This is a genomic window from Micromonospora sp. KC721 (assembly GCF_004348355.1).
Lineage (GTDB): Bacteria > Actinomycetota > Actinomycetes > Mycobacteriales > Micromonosporaceae > Micromonospora.
Genome location: NZ_SMJY01000035.1, coordinates 1 through 14,849 on the forward strand (window position 1 = coordinate 1; position 14,849 = coordinate 14,849).

General features: G+C 73.3%; 15 protein-coding genes. 6 read left to right on the forward strand and 9 right to left on the reverse strand.

The features are described from left to right. Both E1182_RS09190 and pdxH read right to left on the reverse strand, forming a co-directional pair. Positions 1–1,157: MFS transporter (locus E1182_RS09190; protein WP_132262937.1), on the reverse strand; the 1,157-nt coding region annotated here is incomplete at its 3' end. Continuing rightward, on the reverse strand, positions 1,154–1,783 hold the full coding sequence (pdxH, locus tag E1182_RS09195) for a pyridoxamine 5'-phosphate oxidase (RefSeq protein WP_132263008.1): 630 nt from the start codon (positions 1,781–1,783) through the stop codon (positions 1,154–1,156). The genes pdxH and E1182_RS09190, both read right to left, overlap by 4 nt. 271 nt (positions 1,784–2,054) lie before the next feature. Between pdxH and E1182_RS09200 the strand changes: the two genes are divergently transcribed. From E1182_RS09200 to sepH, 3 genes are all read left to right on the forward strand, one after another. Beyond that, positions 2,055–3,161: a citrate synthase 2 gene (locus E1182_RS09200; protein WP_132262939.1), complete on the forward strand. Its 1,107-nt coding sequence runs from the start codon at positions 2,055–2,057 to the stop codon at positions 3,159–3,161. A gap of 236 nt (positions 3,162–3,397) precedes the next feature. After that, positions 3,398–4,525, forward strand: a complete 1,128-nt coding sequence (gene serC / locus E1182_RS09205; RefSeq protein WP_132262941.1) for a phosphoserine transaminase — start codon at positions 3,398–3,400, stop codon at positions 4,523–4,525. A 186-nt stretch (positions 4,526–4,711) separates the two neighbouring features. Next, on the forward strand, positions 4,712–5,788 hold the full coding sequence (gene sepH / locus E1182_RS09210) for a septation protein SepH (RefSeq protein WP_132262943.1): 1,077 nt from the start codon (positions 4,712–4,714) through the stop codon (positions 5,786–5,788). A gap of 28 nt (positions 5,789–5,816) precedes the next feature. Here the strand turns inward: sepH and thpR are convergent, their stop codons facing one another. From thpR to E1182_RS09235, 5 genes are all read right to left on the reverse strand, one after another. After that, entirely contained in the window at positions 5,817–6,395 is a 579-nt protein-coding gene (gene thpR, locus E1182_RS09215; protein ID WP_132262945.1) for an RNA 2',3'-cyclic phosphodiesterase, read from the reverse strand. Then, positions 6,392–6,910: a hypothetical protein gene (locus tag E1182_RS09220; RefSeq protein ID WP_243706119.1), complete on the reverse strand. Its 519-nt coding sequence runs from the start codon at positions 6,908–6,910 to the stop codon at positions 6,392–6,394. The genes thpR and E1182_RS09220 overlap by 4 nt, the downstream gene beginning before the upstream one ends. 101 nt (positions 6,911–7,011) lie before the next feature. After that, the gene (locus E1182_RS09225) at positions 7,012–8,298 is read right to left on the reverse strand and encodes an MFS transporter (RefSeq protein ID WP_132262947.1); all 1,287 of its coding nucleotides are present in this window, start codon (positions 8,296–8,298) and stop codon (positions 7,012–7,014) included. 68 nt (positions 8,299–8,366) lie between these two features. Then, a complete protein-coding gene (locus tag E1182_RS09230) occupies positions 8,367–8,816 on the reverse strand; it encodes a MarR family transcriptional regulator (RefSeq protein ID WP_207914153.1) in 450 nt (149 codons plus the stop codon). A 114-nt stretch (positions 8,817–8,930) separates the two neighbouring features. Then, positions 8,931–10,406 carry an NCS2 family permease gene (locus E1182_RS09235; RefSeq protein ID WP_132262951.1) on the reverse strand — a complete coding sequence of 492 codons (1,476 nt, stop codon included), beginning with the start codon at positions 10,404–10,406 and terminating at the stop codon, positions 8,931–8,933. A gap of 133 nt (positions 10,407–10,539) precedes the next feature. Between E1182_RS09235 and E1182_RS09240 the strand changes: the two genes are divergently transcribed. Further along, positions 10,540–10,746 (forward strand): DUF2530 domain-containing protein, encoded by a 207-nt coding sequence (locus E1182_RS09240; RefSeq protein ID WP_371687529.1) that lies wholly within the window; start codon positions 10,540–10,542, stop codon positions 10,744–10,746. Between the two features lie 42 nt (positions 10,747–10,788). Here E1182_RS09240 and E1182_RS09245 read toward each other — a convergent pair whose 3' ends face one another. Further along, positions 10,789–11,628, reverse strand: a complete 840-nt coding sequence (locus E1182_RS09245) for a DUF3027 domain-containing protein (protein WP_132262955.1) — start codon at positions 11,626–11,628, stop codon at positions 10,789–10,791. A gap of 99 nt (positions 11,629–11,727) precedes the next feature. On the opposite strand from E1182_RS09245, the gene E1182_RS09250 reads away from it, so the two are divergent. Both E1182_RS09250 and E1182_RS09255 read left to right on the forward strand, forming a co-directional pair. Further along, positions 11,728–13,362, forward strand: a complete 1,635-nt coding sequence (locus E1182_RS09250) for an MFS transporter (RefSeq protein ID WP_132262957.1) — start codon at positions 11,728–11,730, stop codon at positions 13,360–13,362. Next, positions 13,359–14,009, forward strand: a complete 651-nt coding sequence (locus E1182_RS09255) for a futalosine hydrolase (RefSeq protein ID WP_132262959.1) — start codon at positions 13,359–13,361, stop codon at positions 14,007–14,009. The genes E1182_RS09250 and E1182_RS09255 overlap by 4 nt, the downstream gene beginning before the upstream one ends. Here E1182_RS09255 and E1182_RS09260 read toward each other — a convergent pair. Beyond that, positions 13,972–14,847 (reverse strand): GNAT family N-acetyltransferase, encoded by an 876-nt coding sequence (locus E1182_RS09260; protein ID WP_243706120.1) that lies wholly within the window; start codon positions 14,845–14,847, stop codon positions 13,972–13,974. The two genes, E1182_RS09255 and E1182_RS09260, sit on opposite strands and share 38 nt — an antisense overlap. Positions 14,848–14,849 lie beyond the last annotated feature (2 nt).

Sequence of the window (14,849 nt, forward strand, 5' to 3'; positions counted from 1 at the left end):
GCCATCGCCCCCGCCCGCAGGTCACCCAGGCGCGGTCCGCCCGCGACCACCACCGTGTTGACCCCCTGCAGCCGACCGCGCATCCGGTCCGGCGCGTAGCTCAGCAACATCGACTGGCGCAGCACCGCGCTGACCAGGTCGGCCGACCCGGCCACGGCGAGCAGCAGCACCACCAGCCAGAGCTGCCGGGCCAGCCCGGCCAGCGCGATCGCCACGCCCCAGCCGACCACCGCCAGCACCAACGCCACGCCCTGCCGACGCAGCCGACCGATCCAGCCGGAGGTCAGCCCGCCCAGCATCGCGCCGATCGCGATGGCGCTGTACAGCCAGCCCACCGTCGCACCGCCACCGAACCGCTCCTGCGCCACCTCGGGGAAGAGCGCCCGCGGCATCGCCAGGACCATCGCGATCAGGTCGATGGCGAACGACAGCAGCAGCACCGGCGTGGTGGCCAGATAGCGGAACCCGTCGAGGATGCCGGCGAGACCGCCGCGCCGGGCCTCCCCCTCGGCCGGCGGCGCCGGCGGCATGGCCGGCAGCCGGACGGTGGCCACCACCAGCCCGGTGAAGAGCACCGCGTCCAGCGCGTACGCGACCGGCAGGCCCCGCGCGTCGCCGAAGGCCGCGAAGACCAGCCCCGCCGCCAGCGGCCCGGCCACCGAGGCGGCCGTGAAGGTGGTGAAGTTCAGCGTGCTGCCCGCCGGCACCAGCTCGGGCGGCAGCAGCCGGGCCAGGATCGCCGACCGGGCCGGCGAGCTGATCGCGAACGCGGTGGAGTGCACGGTGACCAGTGCCAGCAACGCCACCGGGTGGCCGCCGAGCAGCGCGTGCCCGAGCAGACCCAGCATCGACGCCCACAGCAGCGCCGAGCCGGCCAGCAACACCCGCCGACGGTCCCGGGCGTCGGCCACCGCACCGCCCCACGGCCCGAAGACCAGCAGCGGGGCGAACCCGGCGACGCCGAGCAGCCCGACCCAGAGCGAGTCGCCGGTCAGCGCGTACATCTCCACCGGCACCGCGACCGCAGTCAACTGGAAGCCGAACATGGCCAGCGTGTTGCCGAGCCAGACCCGCCGGTACGCCGGCACCCGCAGCGGGCGCAGATCGATCGCCCAGCGGCGTGCGGCCCGCCCCCCGACCGACCGGAGCGAGGTCACGGGGCCAGCCGCTCCACGACCCAGTCGCCGCCGTCGGTACGCCGGAACCGCAGCCGGTCGTGCAGCCGACTGGCCCGCCCCTGCCAGAACTCCACCGTCTCCGGGCACACCCGCAGGCCACCCCAGTGCGGCGGCGGCGGGATCGGCTCCACCTCGGCGAAGCGTTCCGCCGCCGCCCGGTACGCCGCGTCCAGCGTTGCCCGGTCCGCGATGACCCGGGACTGGGTGCTGGCCCACGCGCCGAGCTGGGAGCCGCGTGGCCGGCTGGCGAAGTACGCCTCGGTCTCGGCCCGGTCCACCCGCTCGATCCGCCCGGCGACCACCACCTGCCGCTGCATCGCGAACCACGGGAAGACCAGGCTGGCCCACGGGTTGACGGCGGCCTCGACACCCTTGCGCGAATCGTAATTGGTGAAGAAGACGAACCCGGCCGGGTCGTAGCCCTTGAGCAGGACGGTACGGCCGCTGACACGACCGGCGGCGTCGGCGGTGCCGACCACCATCGCGTTCGGCTCGGGCAGCCCGGCGGCGACCGCGTCGGCGAACCACCGGTCGAACTGGGTGTGCCAGTCGGCGGCCAGGCCGACCTCGGACAGGCCCTCGTCGGCGGCGTACTCGTTGCGCATGGCCGCCGGGGCGGGTGTGTCGCCGGTCACGTTCCCTCTCCCTCTCGCCGGGCTGTGGCCGTCCCCCGCGCTGGCCAGCCCGCACCGGACAGTCTCGCCGACGCCGCGCGGTCGCGCGCCCCGGGGGATGTCGTGCGCAGCACAGCCGCAGCGGCTCGCGCACCCGGTTACCCACCAGGCAAGATGTCACGAACACATTCCAGACGGTCGCCTACGGTGCTGGGCCGGACCGGGCCGCGACGGGCGTACCGACCACACCCAGGAGACGACAATGTCCGACTTCAAACCGGGCCTGGAGGGCGTCGTAGCCTTCGAGACCGAGATCGCCGAACCGGACCGCGAAGGTGGCGCACTGCGCTACCGCGGCGTGGACATCGAGGATCTGATCGGTCAGGTCTCCTTCGGCAACGTCTGGGCGCTGCTGGTCGACGGGCGGTTCGGGCCCGGCCTGCCGCCGGCCGAGCCGTTCCCGGTCCCGGTGCACTCCGGCGACATCCGCGTCGACGTGCAGTCCGCGGTCGCCATGCTGGCCCCGTACTGGGGTCTGCAGCAGTTGCTGGACATCTCCGACGAGCAGGCCCGCGAGGACCTGGCCCGGGTCTCGGTCACCGCGCTCTCCTTCGTCGCCCAGTCCGCCCGCGGCCTGGGGCTGCCCGCCGTGCCGCAGAAGGAAATCGACAAGGCGGAGACGATCGTCGAGCGCTTCATGAAGCGCTGGCGCGGGGAGCCCGACCCGCGGCACGTCAAGGCCGTCGACGCGTACTTCATCTCGGCCGCCGAGCACGGCCTGAACGCCTCCACCTTCACCGCGCGGATCGTCGCCTCCACCGGCGCCGACGCCGCGGCCTGCATCTCCTCCGGCATCGGCGCGCTTTCCGGCCCGCTGCACGGCGGCGCCCCCTCCCGGGTGCTCAGCATGCTGGAGGCCGTGGAGCGCAGCGGCGACGCCGAGGGGTACGTCAAGAACGTGCTCGACCGGGGCGAACGGCTGATGGGCTTCGGGCACCGGGTCTACCGGGCCGAGGACCCGCGCGCCCGGGTGCTGCGCCGCACCGCCCGGGAACTGGGCGCCCCGCGCTTCGAGGTTGCCGAGGCGCTGGAGCGGGCCGCGCTGGCCGAGCTGCAGGCCCGCCGCCCGGACCGGGTGCTCGCCACCAACGTCGAGTTCTGGTCGGCCGTGGTGCTGGACTTCGCCGAGGTGCCGGCGCACATGTTCACCTCGATGTTCACCTGCGCCCGGATGGGTGGCTGGAGTGCCCACATCCTGGAGCAGAAGAAGCTCCAGCGGCTGGTCCGGCCGTCCGCCCGCTACATCGGGCCGGGTTCCCGCAAGCCGCAGGAGGTCGAGGGCTGGGACGCCGTCCCGCACGGCGTCTGACCGCGTACCCGAAAGGCCCCGTCCAAGCCGCTTGGGCGGGGCCTTCGCGTGCCCGGTGTGGCGCTTCTCACCACCTGCGGACCGGCTGCGACGCCGGGCCGACCCGGTTGTGGTGCACGACTCAGCTTCCGGCCCGGGACCGACGGCCGGACGGTCCGCTGCGGGTGCGAGGATGAAGGCCGGCAGCGCTGCCGGACCGGGCCCGCCCTCGCCCACGCGGAAGGATCGAGACAACCGTGGCTGACGCACCGACCATCCGGATCCCCGACGACATCAAGCCCGCCGACGGGCGGTTCGGCTGCGGGCCGTCCAAGGTCCGTCCGGCGGCCGTCTCCGCCCTCGCCGACGTGGCGACCAGCTACCTGGGCACCTCGCACCGGCAGAAGACCGTCCGCGACCAGGTGGCCCGGCTGCGACGCGGCATCGCCGAGCTCTTCACCCTTCCCGAGGGCTACGAGGTGGTCATCGGCAACGGTGGCACCACCGCCTTCTGGGAGGTCGCCGCCTTCGGTTTGGTCCGGGACCGGGCCCAGTTCGCCAGCTTCGGCGAGTTCGGCGCGAAGTTCGCCAAGTCGGTCGCCGACGCGCCGTTCCTGGGCGAGCCGACCGTGCGCAAGTCCGAGCCGGGCAGCGCCCCGACCCTGGTCGCCGAGGCCGGCGTGGACGTCTACGCCACCCCGCACAACGAGACCTCGACCGGTGTCGCGGTGCCGATCAGCCGGGTCGCGGGCGCCGACGAGGGCTCCCTGCTGCTGGTCGACGCCACCTCCGCCGCGGGCGGCCTGGAGGTCAACGTCGGCGAGACCGACGTCTACTACTTCGCCCCGCAGAAGTGCTTCGGCTCCGACGGCGGCCTCTGGCTGGCGCTGATGTCGCCGGCCGCGATCGCCCGGGCCACCGAGATCAAGCAGTCCGGCCGCTACATCCCGGCCTTCCTCGACCTGGTCACCGCGATCGACAACTCGCGGCTGGAGCAGACGTACAACACCCCCGCGCTGGCGACCATCCTCCTGGCCGCGGAGCAGACCGACTGGATGAACGCGCAGGGCGGGCTGGCCTGGGCGGCCAAGCGCACCGCCGAGAGCGCCGCCGTCGTGTACGGCTGGGCGGAGCGCTCGGAGGTGGCCACCCCGTTCGTCACCGACCCGGGGCTGCGCTCCAACGTGGTCGCCACCATCGACTTCGTCGACGCGGTGGACGCCTCGGCGGTCGCCAAGGCGCTGCGGGCCAACGGGATCGTGGACACCGAGCCGTACCGGAAGCTGGGCCGCAACCAGCTGCGGGTCGCGCTCTTCCCGGCGATCGAACCGGCCGACGTCGAGGCGCTGACCACGTCCATCGACTACGTGGTCGAGCGACTCTGATCGGCGATCACGGTGGGTGGTCACCGGGCGTTCCCCGGCCACCCACCGTGATCATTGCCGCAGCTCAGTCGCGACATGCGGGTGTCGCATCCCCCACCGCCGGGTAGATGGGCGTACGGTGGTGCGAGACGCCCGGGTGGCCGGCTCGTGGCGTGACGGCCAGCGAAGCGGGACGGAGGCAACGCCATGCGCCCAGTACGCTTCGTCGCCCTCTCCGAGGACGGCCAGGCTCTGGTTCTCGCCGACGAGGTCGGGCGGCTGCTCGCCCTCCCCATCGACGACCGCATCGCCTCGGTGCTGCACGCCGAGCCCGGCGCCGCACCGCTGTCCGTGGTGCCCGCCGCCGTTGACCCGACCCCGTCCCTGTCCCCACGGGACATCCAGGCCCGGATCCGTTCCGGCGAGTCCGCCGAGGACGTCGCCCGGATCGCCGGCGTCCCGGTCGACCGCGTCCTGCGATACGCCGGCCCGGTGCTCCAGGAACGGGCCATGCTCGCCCAGCACGCCCGGCGTACCCGGCTCAAGGGCGCCGAGAAGGCGACCCCGCTCGCCGAGGTGGTCAACGGCCGGCTGGCCCAGCACGGGATCGACACCGAGAAGATCTCCTGGGACGCGTACCGGCGTGACGACGGCACCTGGCGGGTCATCGCCACCTGGCCGTCGGGCAAGGCCACCGCGCAGGCGGTGTGGGATCTCGACAAGACCCGGCAGCACGTCACCCCGCACGACGACATGGCGCAGTACCTCTGCGCCGAGCGCCCGACGCCGATCCTCGGCCAGGAGCCGGCACCGGAGCGTGGCGGTCACGCGCTGCCCGGCCCGTCGCGGGGCGAGCCGAGCCGGGGCGGGCACGGTCTGCCGACCCCAGCCGAACCCCGATCCGGGCGGGATCCGATCCGAGCCGGGCGGGACGCCCTGCTCGCCTCCCTCGACCGACCGCTGGGCGGCACCGGCGGGCGTGGGCTCGACCCGCGTTCCCCGGCGGCCCTCGCCGGTGGCGACGCGCCCCGGCAGCGGGCCGTCGGCGGGGGTGCGGCGGCGCTGCTCGGCGGTGGTCAGGGTTCCGCCTTCGACGACGACTCGGACGCCCCGAAGGAGGTTCCGGCCGTACCGTCGCTGGCGGTGTTGCGACCGCGCCGCACGGGTGCCGCGGCGGCGACCGGCGGCGAATCGACCGAGGCCGGCGGCAAGCCGCGCAAGCGGCTGCCGAGCTGGGACGACGTCCTCTTCGGCAGCGGCCCGGCGGCCCGCGAGTCGTCCTGATCTCCCAGGTCACGGGCCCCCGGCACGGTCAGAGGGGCCAGCGGGCCAGGTGGTCGTACCGGGGACGGGGGCCCTGGTGGCTGCGGACCAACACCAACTCGGACGCGGGCCACTCCGGACCCCGGTAGTCGTCCAGGGTCAGGCAGTCGGCCACCACGTCGCACCGGTCGATCCGATCGCCGGGGCGGGCGACCGTCAGGTGCGGGCGGAACGGCCGCTCGTCGTACGGGAGGCGATTGCGGCGCAGCCCAGCCCGGATCAGCCGGCCCAGCAGGTGCAACGCCTCCACCTCGCCGCGCAGGTCCACCCAGAGGACGGTGAACCGACCCCGCCCGAACCGTCCGCCCCCGCCGAGGTGGAGCCGGGGCGAACTGTCCCAGCCCCGCCGGGCGGTCTCGACGGCGAGGCCGAGTGCGCTCTGCACGTCGACCAGCCGGTCGGCCGGCACCTCGCCGAGGAAGGCGAGCGTGACGTGCAGGTTGGCCGGGTCGGCGAGACGTACGTTGATGCCGGCGGCGAAGGCGGCCCCGACCCGCAGCCCGGCGACCCGAGCGGTGAGATGGGCGACGGCCGCCGGCGGCGGGTAGACCGCGACGAAGAGCCTCACGCCTGCGGGTCACGCAGCCGGCGTACCCCTCGGGTGGCCGGCAGCACCAGACCCGCCCGGGCGAGCATCCCCTCCACCCGGACCCGCTCGATCTCCCGGTCCACACCGGTCAGCTCCCCCAGGTGCTCGGCGATTCCCAACGCCTGGCAGGCTGCGCGGAGCCGGTCGTCGTACGCGTCCATGACCGAGCTGTGCCAGACCACCGAACGGCCGCCCGCGGCGAGCCGATGCCGGGCGAGGCGGCGTAGGTCGGCGGCGACGCCTTCGAAGGGCTGTCGGTCGGGCCGGTGCAACCGGGCCAGGTCGACGTGGCGGGTGAGGGCGTCCCCGCCCAGGGAGCGGCCGAGCCGGGCGAGGGTGCGCCCCTCGCGGCGCCGTTCCCGCCACTCGACCCAGCCGCAGACGACCCGGTCGATGATGTCGTCGAGGCAGAGGAGCAGGGCGAACGCCGCCGGCAGGCACGCCACGGCGAGAAACGCCAACACCAGCGTCAGAGCCCCGCTACCGCCTCCCACGTATCGACGCTAAGGCCCACGCCCGGCCGCCGCCACCGGATTGCCGGCATCCGGGCGAGAAACCTGACCCAGGGTGACCCGGACCGCACGTTTCGAGAAGGTCAGCAGTCCGGGGCGGAGACGATGTAGAAGCGCGGCATGGGCAGCACCCGGAAGCGCAGCCGGGCACCGTCGCGACGCAGCTGCCAGGCGAGTGCCAGCAGGGCGGTGGCCAGCGAGAGCAGCCCGCCGATCCAGATGCTCGCCCCCGCGCCGTACGTCTCGGCGACCCAGCCGATCAGCGGTGCCCCGACCGGGTTGGTGCCGAGGAACACCAGTACCCACAGCGCCATCACCCGGCCGCGGAAGGCGGCGTCGGTGCCGAGCTGGACCCGCTGGTTGGCGGCCTGGGCGAAGAAGACCATGAAGAAGCCGGTCGGTGGCAGCAGCGCCACCACCAGCCAGTACGCGGGCGCGAGACCGACCAGGGTGCCGAAGGTGGCGCAGCCGACCGCGGCGCCGAGCACCAGCCAGACCGAGGGGCGGCTGCGCCGCCCGGTGCCGGCCAGTGCCCCGACCAGCGCCCCGGCTGCCAGCGCGGTGCTGAACAGGCCGAACGAGGCGGCGCCGGTGTGGAACACGGTCTTGGCCAGCGCGGCGAGGGTGAGCTGGAAGTTGAACAGCGACATCCCGATGACCGACATGACCACCATCGGCAGCAGCAGGTCGGGTCGGCGGAAGACGTACCGCAGCCCGTCGACGACCTTGGCGGAGCCGCGTTCGGCGACCGGGGGCAGTTCCTTGCGGTACAGCTCGGCGGGGCGCATCCGGATCACGGTGACCAGTGGGGCGATCGAGCTGAGCGCGGTGACTCCGAAGACCGGACCGACGTCGACAGCGGCGATGGCCAGGCCCGCGAGGGCCGGGCCGACGATCCGCGCCGAGTTGAAGGTGGCGGCGTTGAGCGAGAGCGCGTTGGGCAGCAGCGACACGCCGACCAGCTCGCTGACGAACGCCTGCCGGACCGGGGTCTCCACCGCGTTGGCGACGCCGAGCAGGGCGGCGAAGGCGAAGACGTGCCAGAGCTGGACCAGGCCGGTGATCACCAGGACGCTCATCGCCAGCGCCAGCACCGTCCAGAAGGCATTGGCGACGAAGAGGATCATCCGCTTGTCGTACCGGTCGGCAAGGCGACCGGAGAGGAGGGTGAGCAGCAGCACCGGGGTGAACTGGAGCGCGGTCACCACGCCGAGGGCGGTGGCGGAGTTGTCGGAGAGCTCGAGAACGAGCCAGTCCTGGGCGATGAACATCATCCAGACGCCGATCAGTTTGATCAGCTGCCCGGACGCGAAGAGCCGGTAGTTGCGGACCTGTAGGGACTGGAACATCGTGCTCAACTTCGCCTGCACTCTTGGTGCGCCTCCTCGCGTCGCGTACGCCGAATCACCACGGACGGCGCGGACCCGGTGGCGCGGGCTCAGGCGCGGGCGAGCTGCTGGAGAATCTCGGCGGCCCGCCGAAGCGTGTCGCGTTCGTCTTCCGTGAGCGCGGCCAGCCGCTGGGCCAGCCACTCGTCGCGGGCCCGCTCGAACTGTTCGAGCACGGCCCGGCCCCCTTCGGTGGCCGCCAGGATGACCTGGCGGCGGTCGGTCGGGTGGGGGGTGCGCTGCACGAGGCCGCGCTCCTCCAGCTTCGCGACGATCCTGGTCATCGTCGGGGGCTGCACCCGCTCGACGTCGGCCAGTTCCCGGGGCGTCAGCGCGCCCGCCAGCTTGAGGCTGGTGAGCGCGGAAAGCTGGGTGACCGTCAGGTCGCCGACCGGCCGGGCCCGCCGGACCCGGCGGTTGAGTCGGGTGATCGCATCACGCAACTGGGGAGCCAGTCGCGCCGGTGGCACGCGTTCCGCCGTCACCGTCCGCTCCGTCACAATCGTTAGCTTAACTAATGAACCTGCCGGGCGACCCGCGATATGAGCAGGCTCACCGGGGGATGTGCCCGCCGCGGGCCAGGTCCGGCCACCTGGTCCGCGGCGGGCGTCGACTCACAGCGCGGCTTCGATCGGCCCGCGCAGGAAGTACAGCACGAAGAGCACGGCCACCCCGTACAGCAGCGGGTGGACCTCCCGCGCCTTCCCCTTCGCCAGCTTCAGCAGCACGTAGGTGATGATGCCGGCGCCGATGCCGTTGGAGATCGAGTACGTGAAGGGCATCAGGGTGATGGTCAGGAATGCCGGGATGGCAATCTCGTGGTCGGTCCAGTCGATGGTGCGTACCGCGGTCATCATCAGGAAGCCGACCACCACCAGCGCCGTCGACGCCGCCTCGAACGGCACCACCGCCGACAGTGGCGCCAGGAACATCGCCAGCAGGAACAGCGCGCCGGTGACCAGGTTGGCCACTCCCGTCCTGGCCCCCTCCGCCACACCGGCGGCGCTCTCGATGTACGACGTGTTGCTGGACACGCTCGCCGCGCCACCCGCCGCCGCGGCGATCGAGTCGACCAGCAGGATCTCCTTCGCCCGCGGCGGGGTGCCCCGCTCGTCGAGCATGTCCCCCTCCTGGCCGATCGCCACCATCGTGCCCATGGTGTCGAAGAAGTCGGTGATCAGCAGCGTGAAGACGAACATCAGCGGCACCAGCCAGCCGGCCCGGCTCCACGAGTTCAGCACGTTGAAGTTGCCCAGCAGCGACAGGTCGGGGACGTCCACGATCCGGTCCGGCAACTCCGGCACGTTCAGCGACCAGCCGGTGGGGTTGGGCTTGCCGTCGACGAAGGACGGCCCCACGTTCGCCACCGCCTCCACCACGATCGCCAGCACGGTGGAGGCCAGGATGCCGATCAGGATCGCGCCCCGGACCCGGCGTACCACCAGCACCAGGGTCAGCAACAGACCCACCACGAAGACCAGCATCGGCCAACTGACGATCTTGCCGTTGATGCCCAGACCCACCGGCACGGTGGTGTTCGCGGCGTCCGGAACCCGCCGGACGAAACCGGCGTCGACCAGGCCGATGATGGTGAGGAAGAGCCCGATGCCGACGCCGATCGCCGTCTTCATCTGGGTCGGCACGGAACGGAAGACCGCCGTCCGTAGGCCGGTGAGCACCAGGACCGCGATGATCAGACCCTCGATCACCACCAGGCCCATCGCGTCAGCCCAGGTCATCTGCGGGGCGATCTCGTACGCGACCAGCACGTTCACGCCCAGGCCGGCGGCCACCGCCATCGGGAACCGGCCGACGACCCCCATCAGGATCGTCATCAGGCCGGCGACCAGGGCGGTCGCGGCGGCGATCGCGGGAATGGCGAGTTTCCTGCCGTCGCCGTCGACGGCGCCGCCCAGGATCAGCGGGTTCAAGACCACGATGTACGCCATCGTGAAGAAGGTCGCCAGCCCGCCCCGTACCTCGCGGCTCAGCGTCGAGCCACGGGCAGAGATCTCGAAGAACCGGTCGAAACCGGTGCGGGGGCGAGCGGGATCGGGTGGAGTGCCGTTGTCCGGCGGGGCAATGGCCATCAGGTCCTCGCAGGTGATCTACCGTTGTCGCGCGCATCGTCCCAGATCAGCAGGGGCGACAAAAGCCGGAGCCGGTACGCTGTGCCCCGTGCCCCAGGAGCAAGCGCCCCGCCCCGAGCCGCTCGACCCGCCGATGGTCCCCTTCGCGGTCGCCGGGCTGGTCGCCTGGGCGGTCGCCGGACTGGTCCTGCTGCTCTGCAGGGACTGGCTCACCGAGCACGGACACCAGAACTGGCTCTGGACCTGCCTGGCCGGCTTCCTGTGGGGTTTCCCCGGCCTGGCCGTGATGATCCGGCACGACGCGAAGCGCCGGCGCCGTCGGGCCGTGGGTCAGGACTGAGCCGGTCCCCGCGATCGCGTCATCGACCGTGCGGCGCTCCGGTCAGGGGTGGCCGTACGGCTCGGCCGGCTCCGCCGCCTCCACCGAACCCGGGGCGCGGCTGACCGACACGGCCTCGACGGCACTGTCGTCGTAGACCGTCGGCATCTCGTCGACCGGCGGCTCGGCGGCTTCGACCAGCGTCTCCGAGTGCGCGCCACAGCCGTGGTCGGCGCTGACCACCCGGCCGTCGTCCGGGGCGTAGAAGTTGCCGCAGGCACCGAAGGACTGCCGCAGCGCGCCGGCCAACGGCAGGTAGAAGCCGCAGGTGCCGCAGCGGGCGGTGGCGGGTGCGGCGACCGAGATCGGCGCGGCGGGGCCGTGATCGCCGTCGTACCAGCGCTGGGCAGCCTCGGCACGGCCCTCCCGGGACAGCACCCGGGGCCGACCCAGGCCGAGCTCCCAGGAAACCTCCTCGACCGCCGGGTCGTCGGAGAGCAGGTAACCGGGGGCGAGACGCTCGTCGTCCGGCGGCGTGGGCAACAGGTCGCCGGGGCCGAGGTCACCCGGCTTGAGCCGCTCCTGCCAGGGCACCCAACCGGGGGCGAGCAGGGCGTCCGAGCCGGGCAGCAGCACCGTTTCACAGATCGTGACGTGTCGACTGCGCGGCACCCGGGTCACGGTGACCGCCCAGCGCCAGCCCCGGTACCCGGCGAGCCGGCACTCGAAGTAGTGCGTGACCACCCGGTCACCTTCGGCGACCGCACGCAGGTGGTCGCCGACGTCGGCGGGTTCCACCTCGGTGATGGCGTCGCGGGCCACCTCGACGGCGGCGGCGCAGACCTGGTCGAGGCGGGCGGCGCGGGTGGAGGCGGGCCTGGTCACCCGTCCATTGTTCCCCATGCGCGTCGTCGCCTGTCAGGGACTCCCCGCAAGACCCCGCCACGGCGTCTTCCCCCGGTGACGCGACGCGCGGGCAGCCGATGGGTGAGGATGGAGCACATGCCGCTGTTCTCCCGCTCCGGGCGCTCCGTACTCGGACGGACCGTCGGCACGGGCATCCGCACCGCACGCCTGATGTTTCGCGGCTCCGTCAGCGGCGGACGGTGGGTGACCCGACGGGCGGGGTCGGCGCGGGCGCGGGGCGCGGGCGGCGAGGCGGGTATGGTCCGCCTCTTCGACCTGCACGCGCTCTCCTGCGCGGGGGACACCCTGATCGCCATCGGCCTGGCCGGGACGATCTTCTTCGACGTGCCACTGGGCGAGGCCCGCAGCAAGGTGGCGCTGTACCTGCTGGTGACAATGGTGCCGTTCGCGATGCTGGCCCCGGTGGTCGGCCCGCTGCTCGACCATTTCCGGCACGGCCGGCGGTACGCCCTGGCCACCACCATGCTCGGCCGGGGATTCCTGGCCTGGTTGATCTCGGACTACATCGGCGGCTTCGGGCTCTATCCGGCGGCCTTCGGCGTGCTGGCGCTCTCCCGGGCGTACGGGGTGGCCCGCTCGGCGGCCGTGCCCCGGCTGCTGCCGGAGGGTCTCGGGCTCTCCCAGGTCGGTGCCCGGGCCAGCGTCTACGGCACGGTGGCGGGGGCGCTGGTGGCCCCGATCGGGCTGGCCGCGTTCTGGTTCGGGCCGCAGTGGCCGCTGCGGGTCGCGTCGGTGGTCTTCCTGGTCGGCATGGTGATCGCGCTGCGGCTGCCGCCGAAGGCGGACTCCGAGCCACCCGAGCGGGTGCCCAATCCGCTGCGAGTACTGCGCCACGACGGGCACCGACCGTTGGGCCGGGGCCACCCCGCCGGCCGACTGGTGATGGCCACCCTGGTCGGTGCGGCGGCGCTGCGCGCGCTCTACGGCTTCCTGCTGTTGTTCCTCGCGTTCGCGCTGAAGAAGGGCGACCTGACCACCGACTTTTTCGGCCGGAGGCTGAGCGACCAGATGGCGCTGGGCCTGGTCGGTGGGGCACTCGCGGCCGGTAGTTTCCTGGCCACCGCGCTCGGCACCCGGCTGCGCATCCACCGACCGGCGGCGATCCAGTCCAGCAGCATGACCATCGTGGCCGGGGTGGGGATCCTCGCCACGGTACGGTTCTCCCTGCCGATGGTGGTGCTGCTCTGCCTGGTGGCGGCTCTCGGCAGCGGCATCGCCAAGCTGGCCGTGGACGCCTCGATCCAGGAGCGGATCCCGGAGCGGCTGCGGGCCAGTTCGTTCGCCCATTCGGAGACCGCGCTGATGCTGGCCTTCGTGGCCGGCGGCGCGCTGGGCCTGGTCCCGTTCGCCGGGCAGGTCGGCGTCGCGGTCGCCGCCGGGTTCGCAGTGCTGGCGGCTGTCCGGGGTGGGATCGTCGCGGGCCGACTGCGCGCGGAACGGTTGATCGGTCGGCCGCTCAGCGACGAGGAACTGAGCGTACGGACCCGGACGGCCGAACCCGACGACGCCGCCGGGCGGGCGGCCGAACCGGACGACGCCTCCCTGACGGCGGCGGCCCAGGCCGCGCCGACCTCACCGGCACCCGTCGGCGGGCCCGACGACGACGGGCTGGCCCCGCCCGGGTACCACATCTACCGGCCCTCCTCCGCCGCCCGTTCCGGCGGCGCGGACGACGAACAGCCACGGCAGTCGCCGGGACCGGTGTCGTGACCGGCCTGCTGGTGCTGACCGCGGTACCGGCCGAGGCGGAGGCGGTGTGCGCCGGCGTGGCCGATTCGACGGTGACGGTCCGGACGGTCGGGGTCGGCCCGGCCGTGGCGGGTGCCGCCACGGCCCGGCTGCTGGCGCTGGCCGAGGCGGCGGGTCGGCCGTACCGGGCGGTGGTGAGCGTCGGGATCGGGGGAGGCTTCGTCGGCCGGGTGACCGTCGGGGCGACGGTGCTGGGCAGCCGTAGCGTCGCGGCCGACCTGGGTGCGGAGTCGCCGGAGGGCTTCCTTCCGATCGACGAGTTGGGCATGCCTCCGGAACTGCTGGGCGGCGGGCCGGTGGTCGAGGCGGACGAGGAGCTGTTGGCCGCCCTGCGTGCGGCGCTGCCGCACGCGACCGTCGGCGAGATCCTGACCGTCAGCACGGTGACCGGCACGGCCGCCAGCACCGCCGCCCTCGCCGACCGGCACCCCGCCGCCGTCGCCGAGGCCATGGAGGGCTACGGCGTGGCGGTCGCCGCCGCCCAGGCCGGCCTGCCCTTCGCCGAGTTGCGGACCATCTCCAACCCGGTCGGCCCACGCGACCGCGGGGCGTGGCGGATGCGGGAGGCGTTCAACGCGCTGACCGAGGCGGCCCGGGCGCTGCGCTGAACGGACGCACCAGCCGCAGCGCCGCCGGCTGGGCCGCCTCCAGCCGGAACCCGCAGGACAGCAGGAAGCGGATACCACCGGTCTCACCGATCGCGTACGCGGTGTCGGTCCCCGTCCGATCCATCTCCGCGACCAGCGCGTCGAGCAGGCGCCGCCCGATCCCGAGCCAACGGTGCGCGGTGGCGACCAGCACCCCGTCGAGGACGACCTCCCGCCGGCCGGGCAGGTCGTAGGGGGCGAGAAAGTCGACGTTGCGCTCGTGTGCCCGCAGCTCACCCACCAACTCGCCGTCGGGTAGCTCCGCCACGAACCGCCAGGAGGTGGCGGGCAGGTCAACGCCGGTCACCCGCCGGATTCGCACCGCGCGGCGCACCCGCTCACCGGCTCGGCGCCTGTCGCGGACGGCCCGGTCCTGGTCGTACGTCACCAGAGGCAGTGGCGCTGGCCAACGCTCGGGCGGCAGGTCATACCAGCCGGCCCACCAGGCACCCCGCCAGTCCCGTGGTTCGTGGACCGCGCGGGCGTCGAGGTGGGCGGGGCAGTGCCGGCCGGCGCTGTCCCGCAGTTCCTCGTGCGGCACCGCCGGCAGGCCCGGGGTGGCCACACCGTGGTCGGTCGGGACTTCGAGTGAGATGGTGAGCCCGGCGGCCATGGCTCCGACCAGCCGTTCGATGGTGCGGAACCGGGGATCGCGGCTTCCTCCCGACTCGATCCGGGCGATGGTGGACTGCGGCACCCCGGACCGGTCGGCCAGCTCGCGCTGGCTGAGGTCGGCCCGGCGGCGCAGCGCCCGCAGGATGGAGCCAAGGTCCAGCGTTCGAGGCGGGGTGGTCGTCACGC

Coding starts and splice junctions, on each gene's coding strand:
- E1182_RS09200 (WP_132262939.1), top strand. CDS start 2,055: ATGTCCGACTTCAAACCGGGCCTGGAGGGCGTCGTAGCCTTCGAGACC.
- E1182_RS09235 (WP_132262951.1), bottom strand. CDS start 10,406: ATGGCCATTGCCCCGCCGGACAACGGCACTCCACCCGATCCCGCTCGC.
- E1182_RS09245 (WP_132262955.1), bottom strand. CDS start 11,628: ATGGGGAACAATGGACGGGTGACCAGGCCCGCCTCCACCCGCGCCGCC.
- pdxH (WP_132263008.1), bottom strand. CDS start 1,783: ATGCGCAACGAGTACGCCGCCGACGAGGGCCTGTCCGAGGTCGGCCTG.
- sepH (WP_132262943.1), top strand. CDS start 4,712: ATGCGCCCAGTACGCTTCGTCGCCCTCTCCGAGGACGGCCAGGCTCTG.
- E1182_RS09250 (WP_132262957.1), top strand. CDS start 11,728: ATGCCGCTGTTCTCCCGCTCCGGGCGCTCCGTACTCGGACGGACCGTC.
- E1182_RS09240 (WP_371687529.1), top strand. CDS start 10,540: ATGGTCCCCTTCGCGGTCGCCGGGCTGGTCGCCTGGGCGGTCGCCGGA.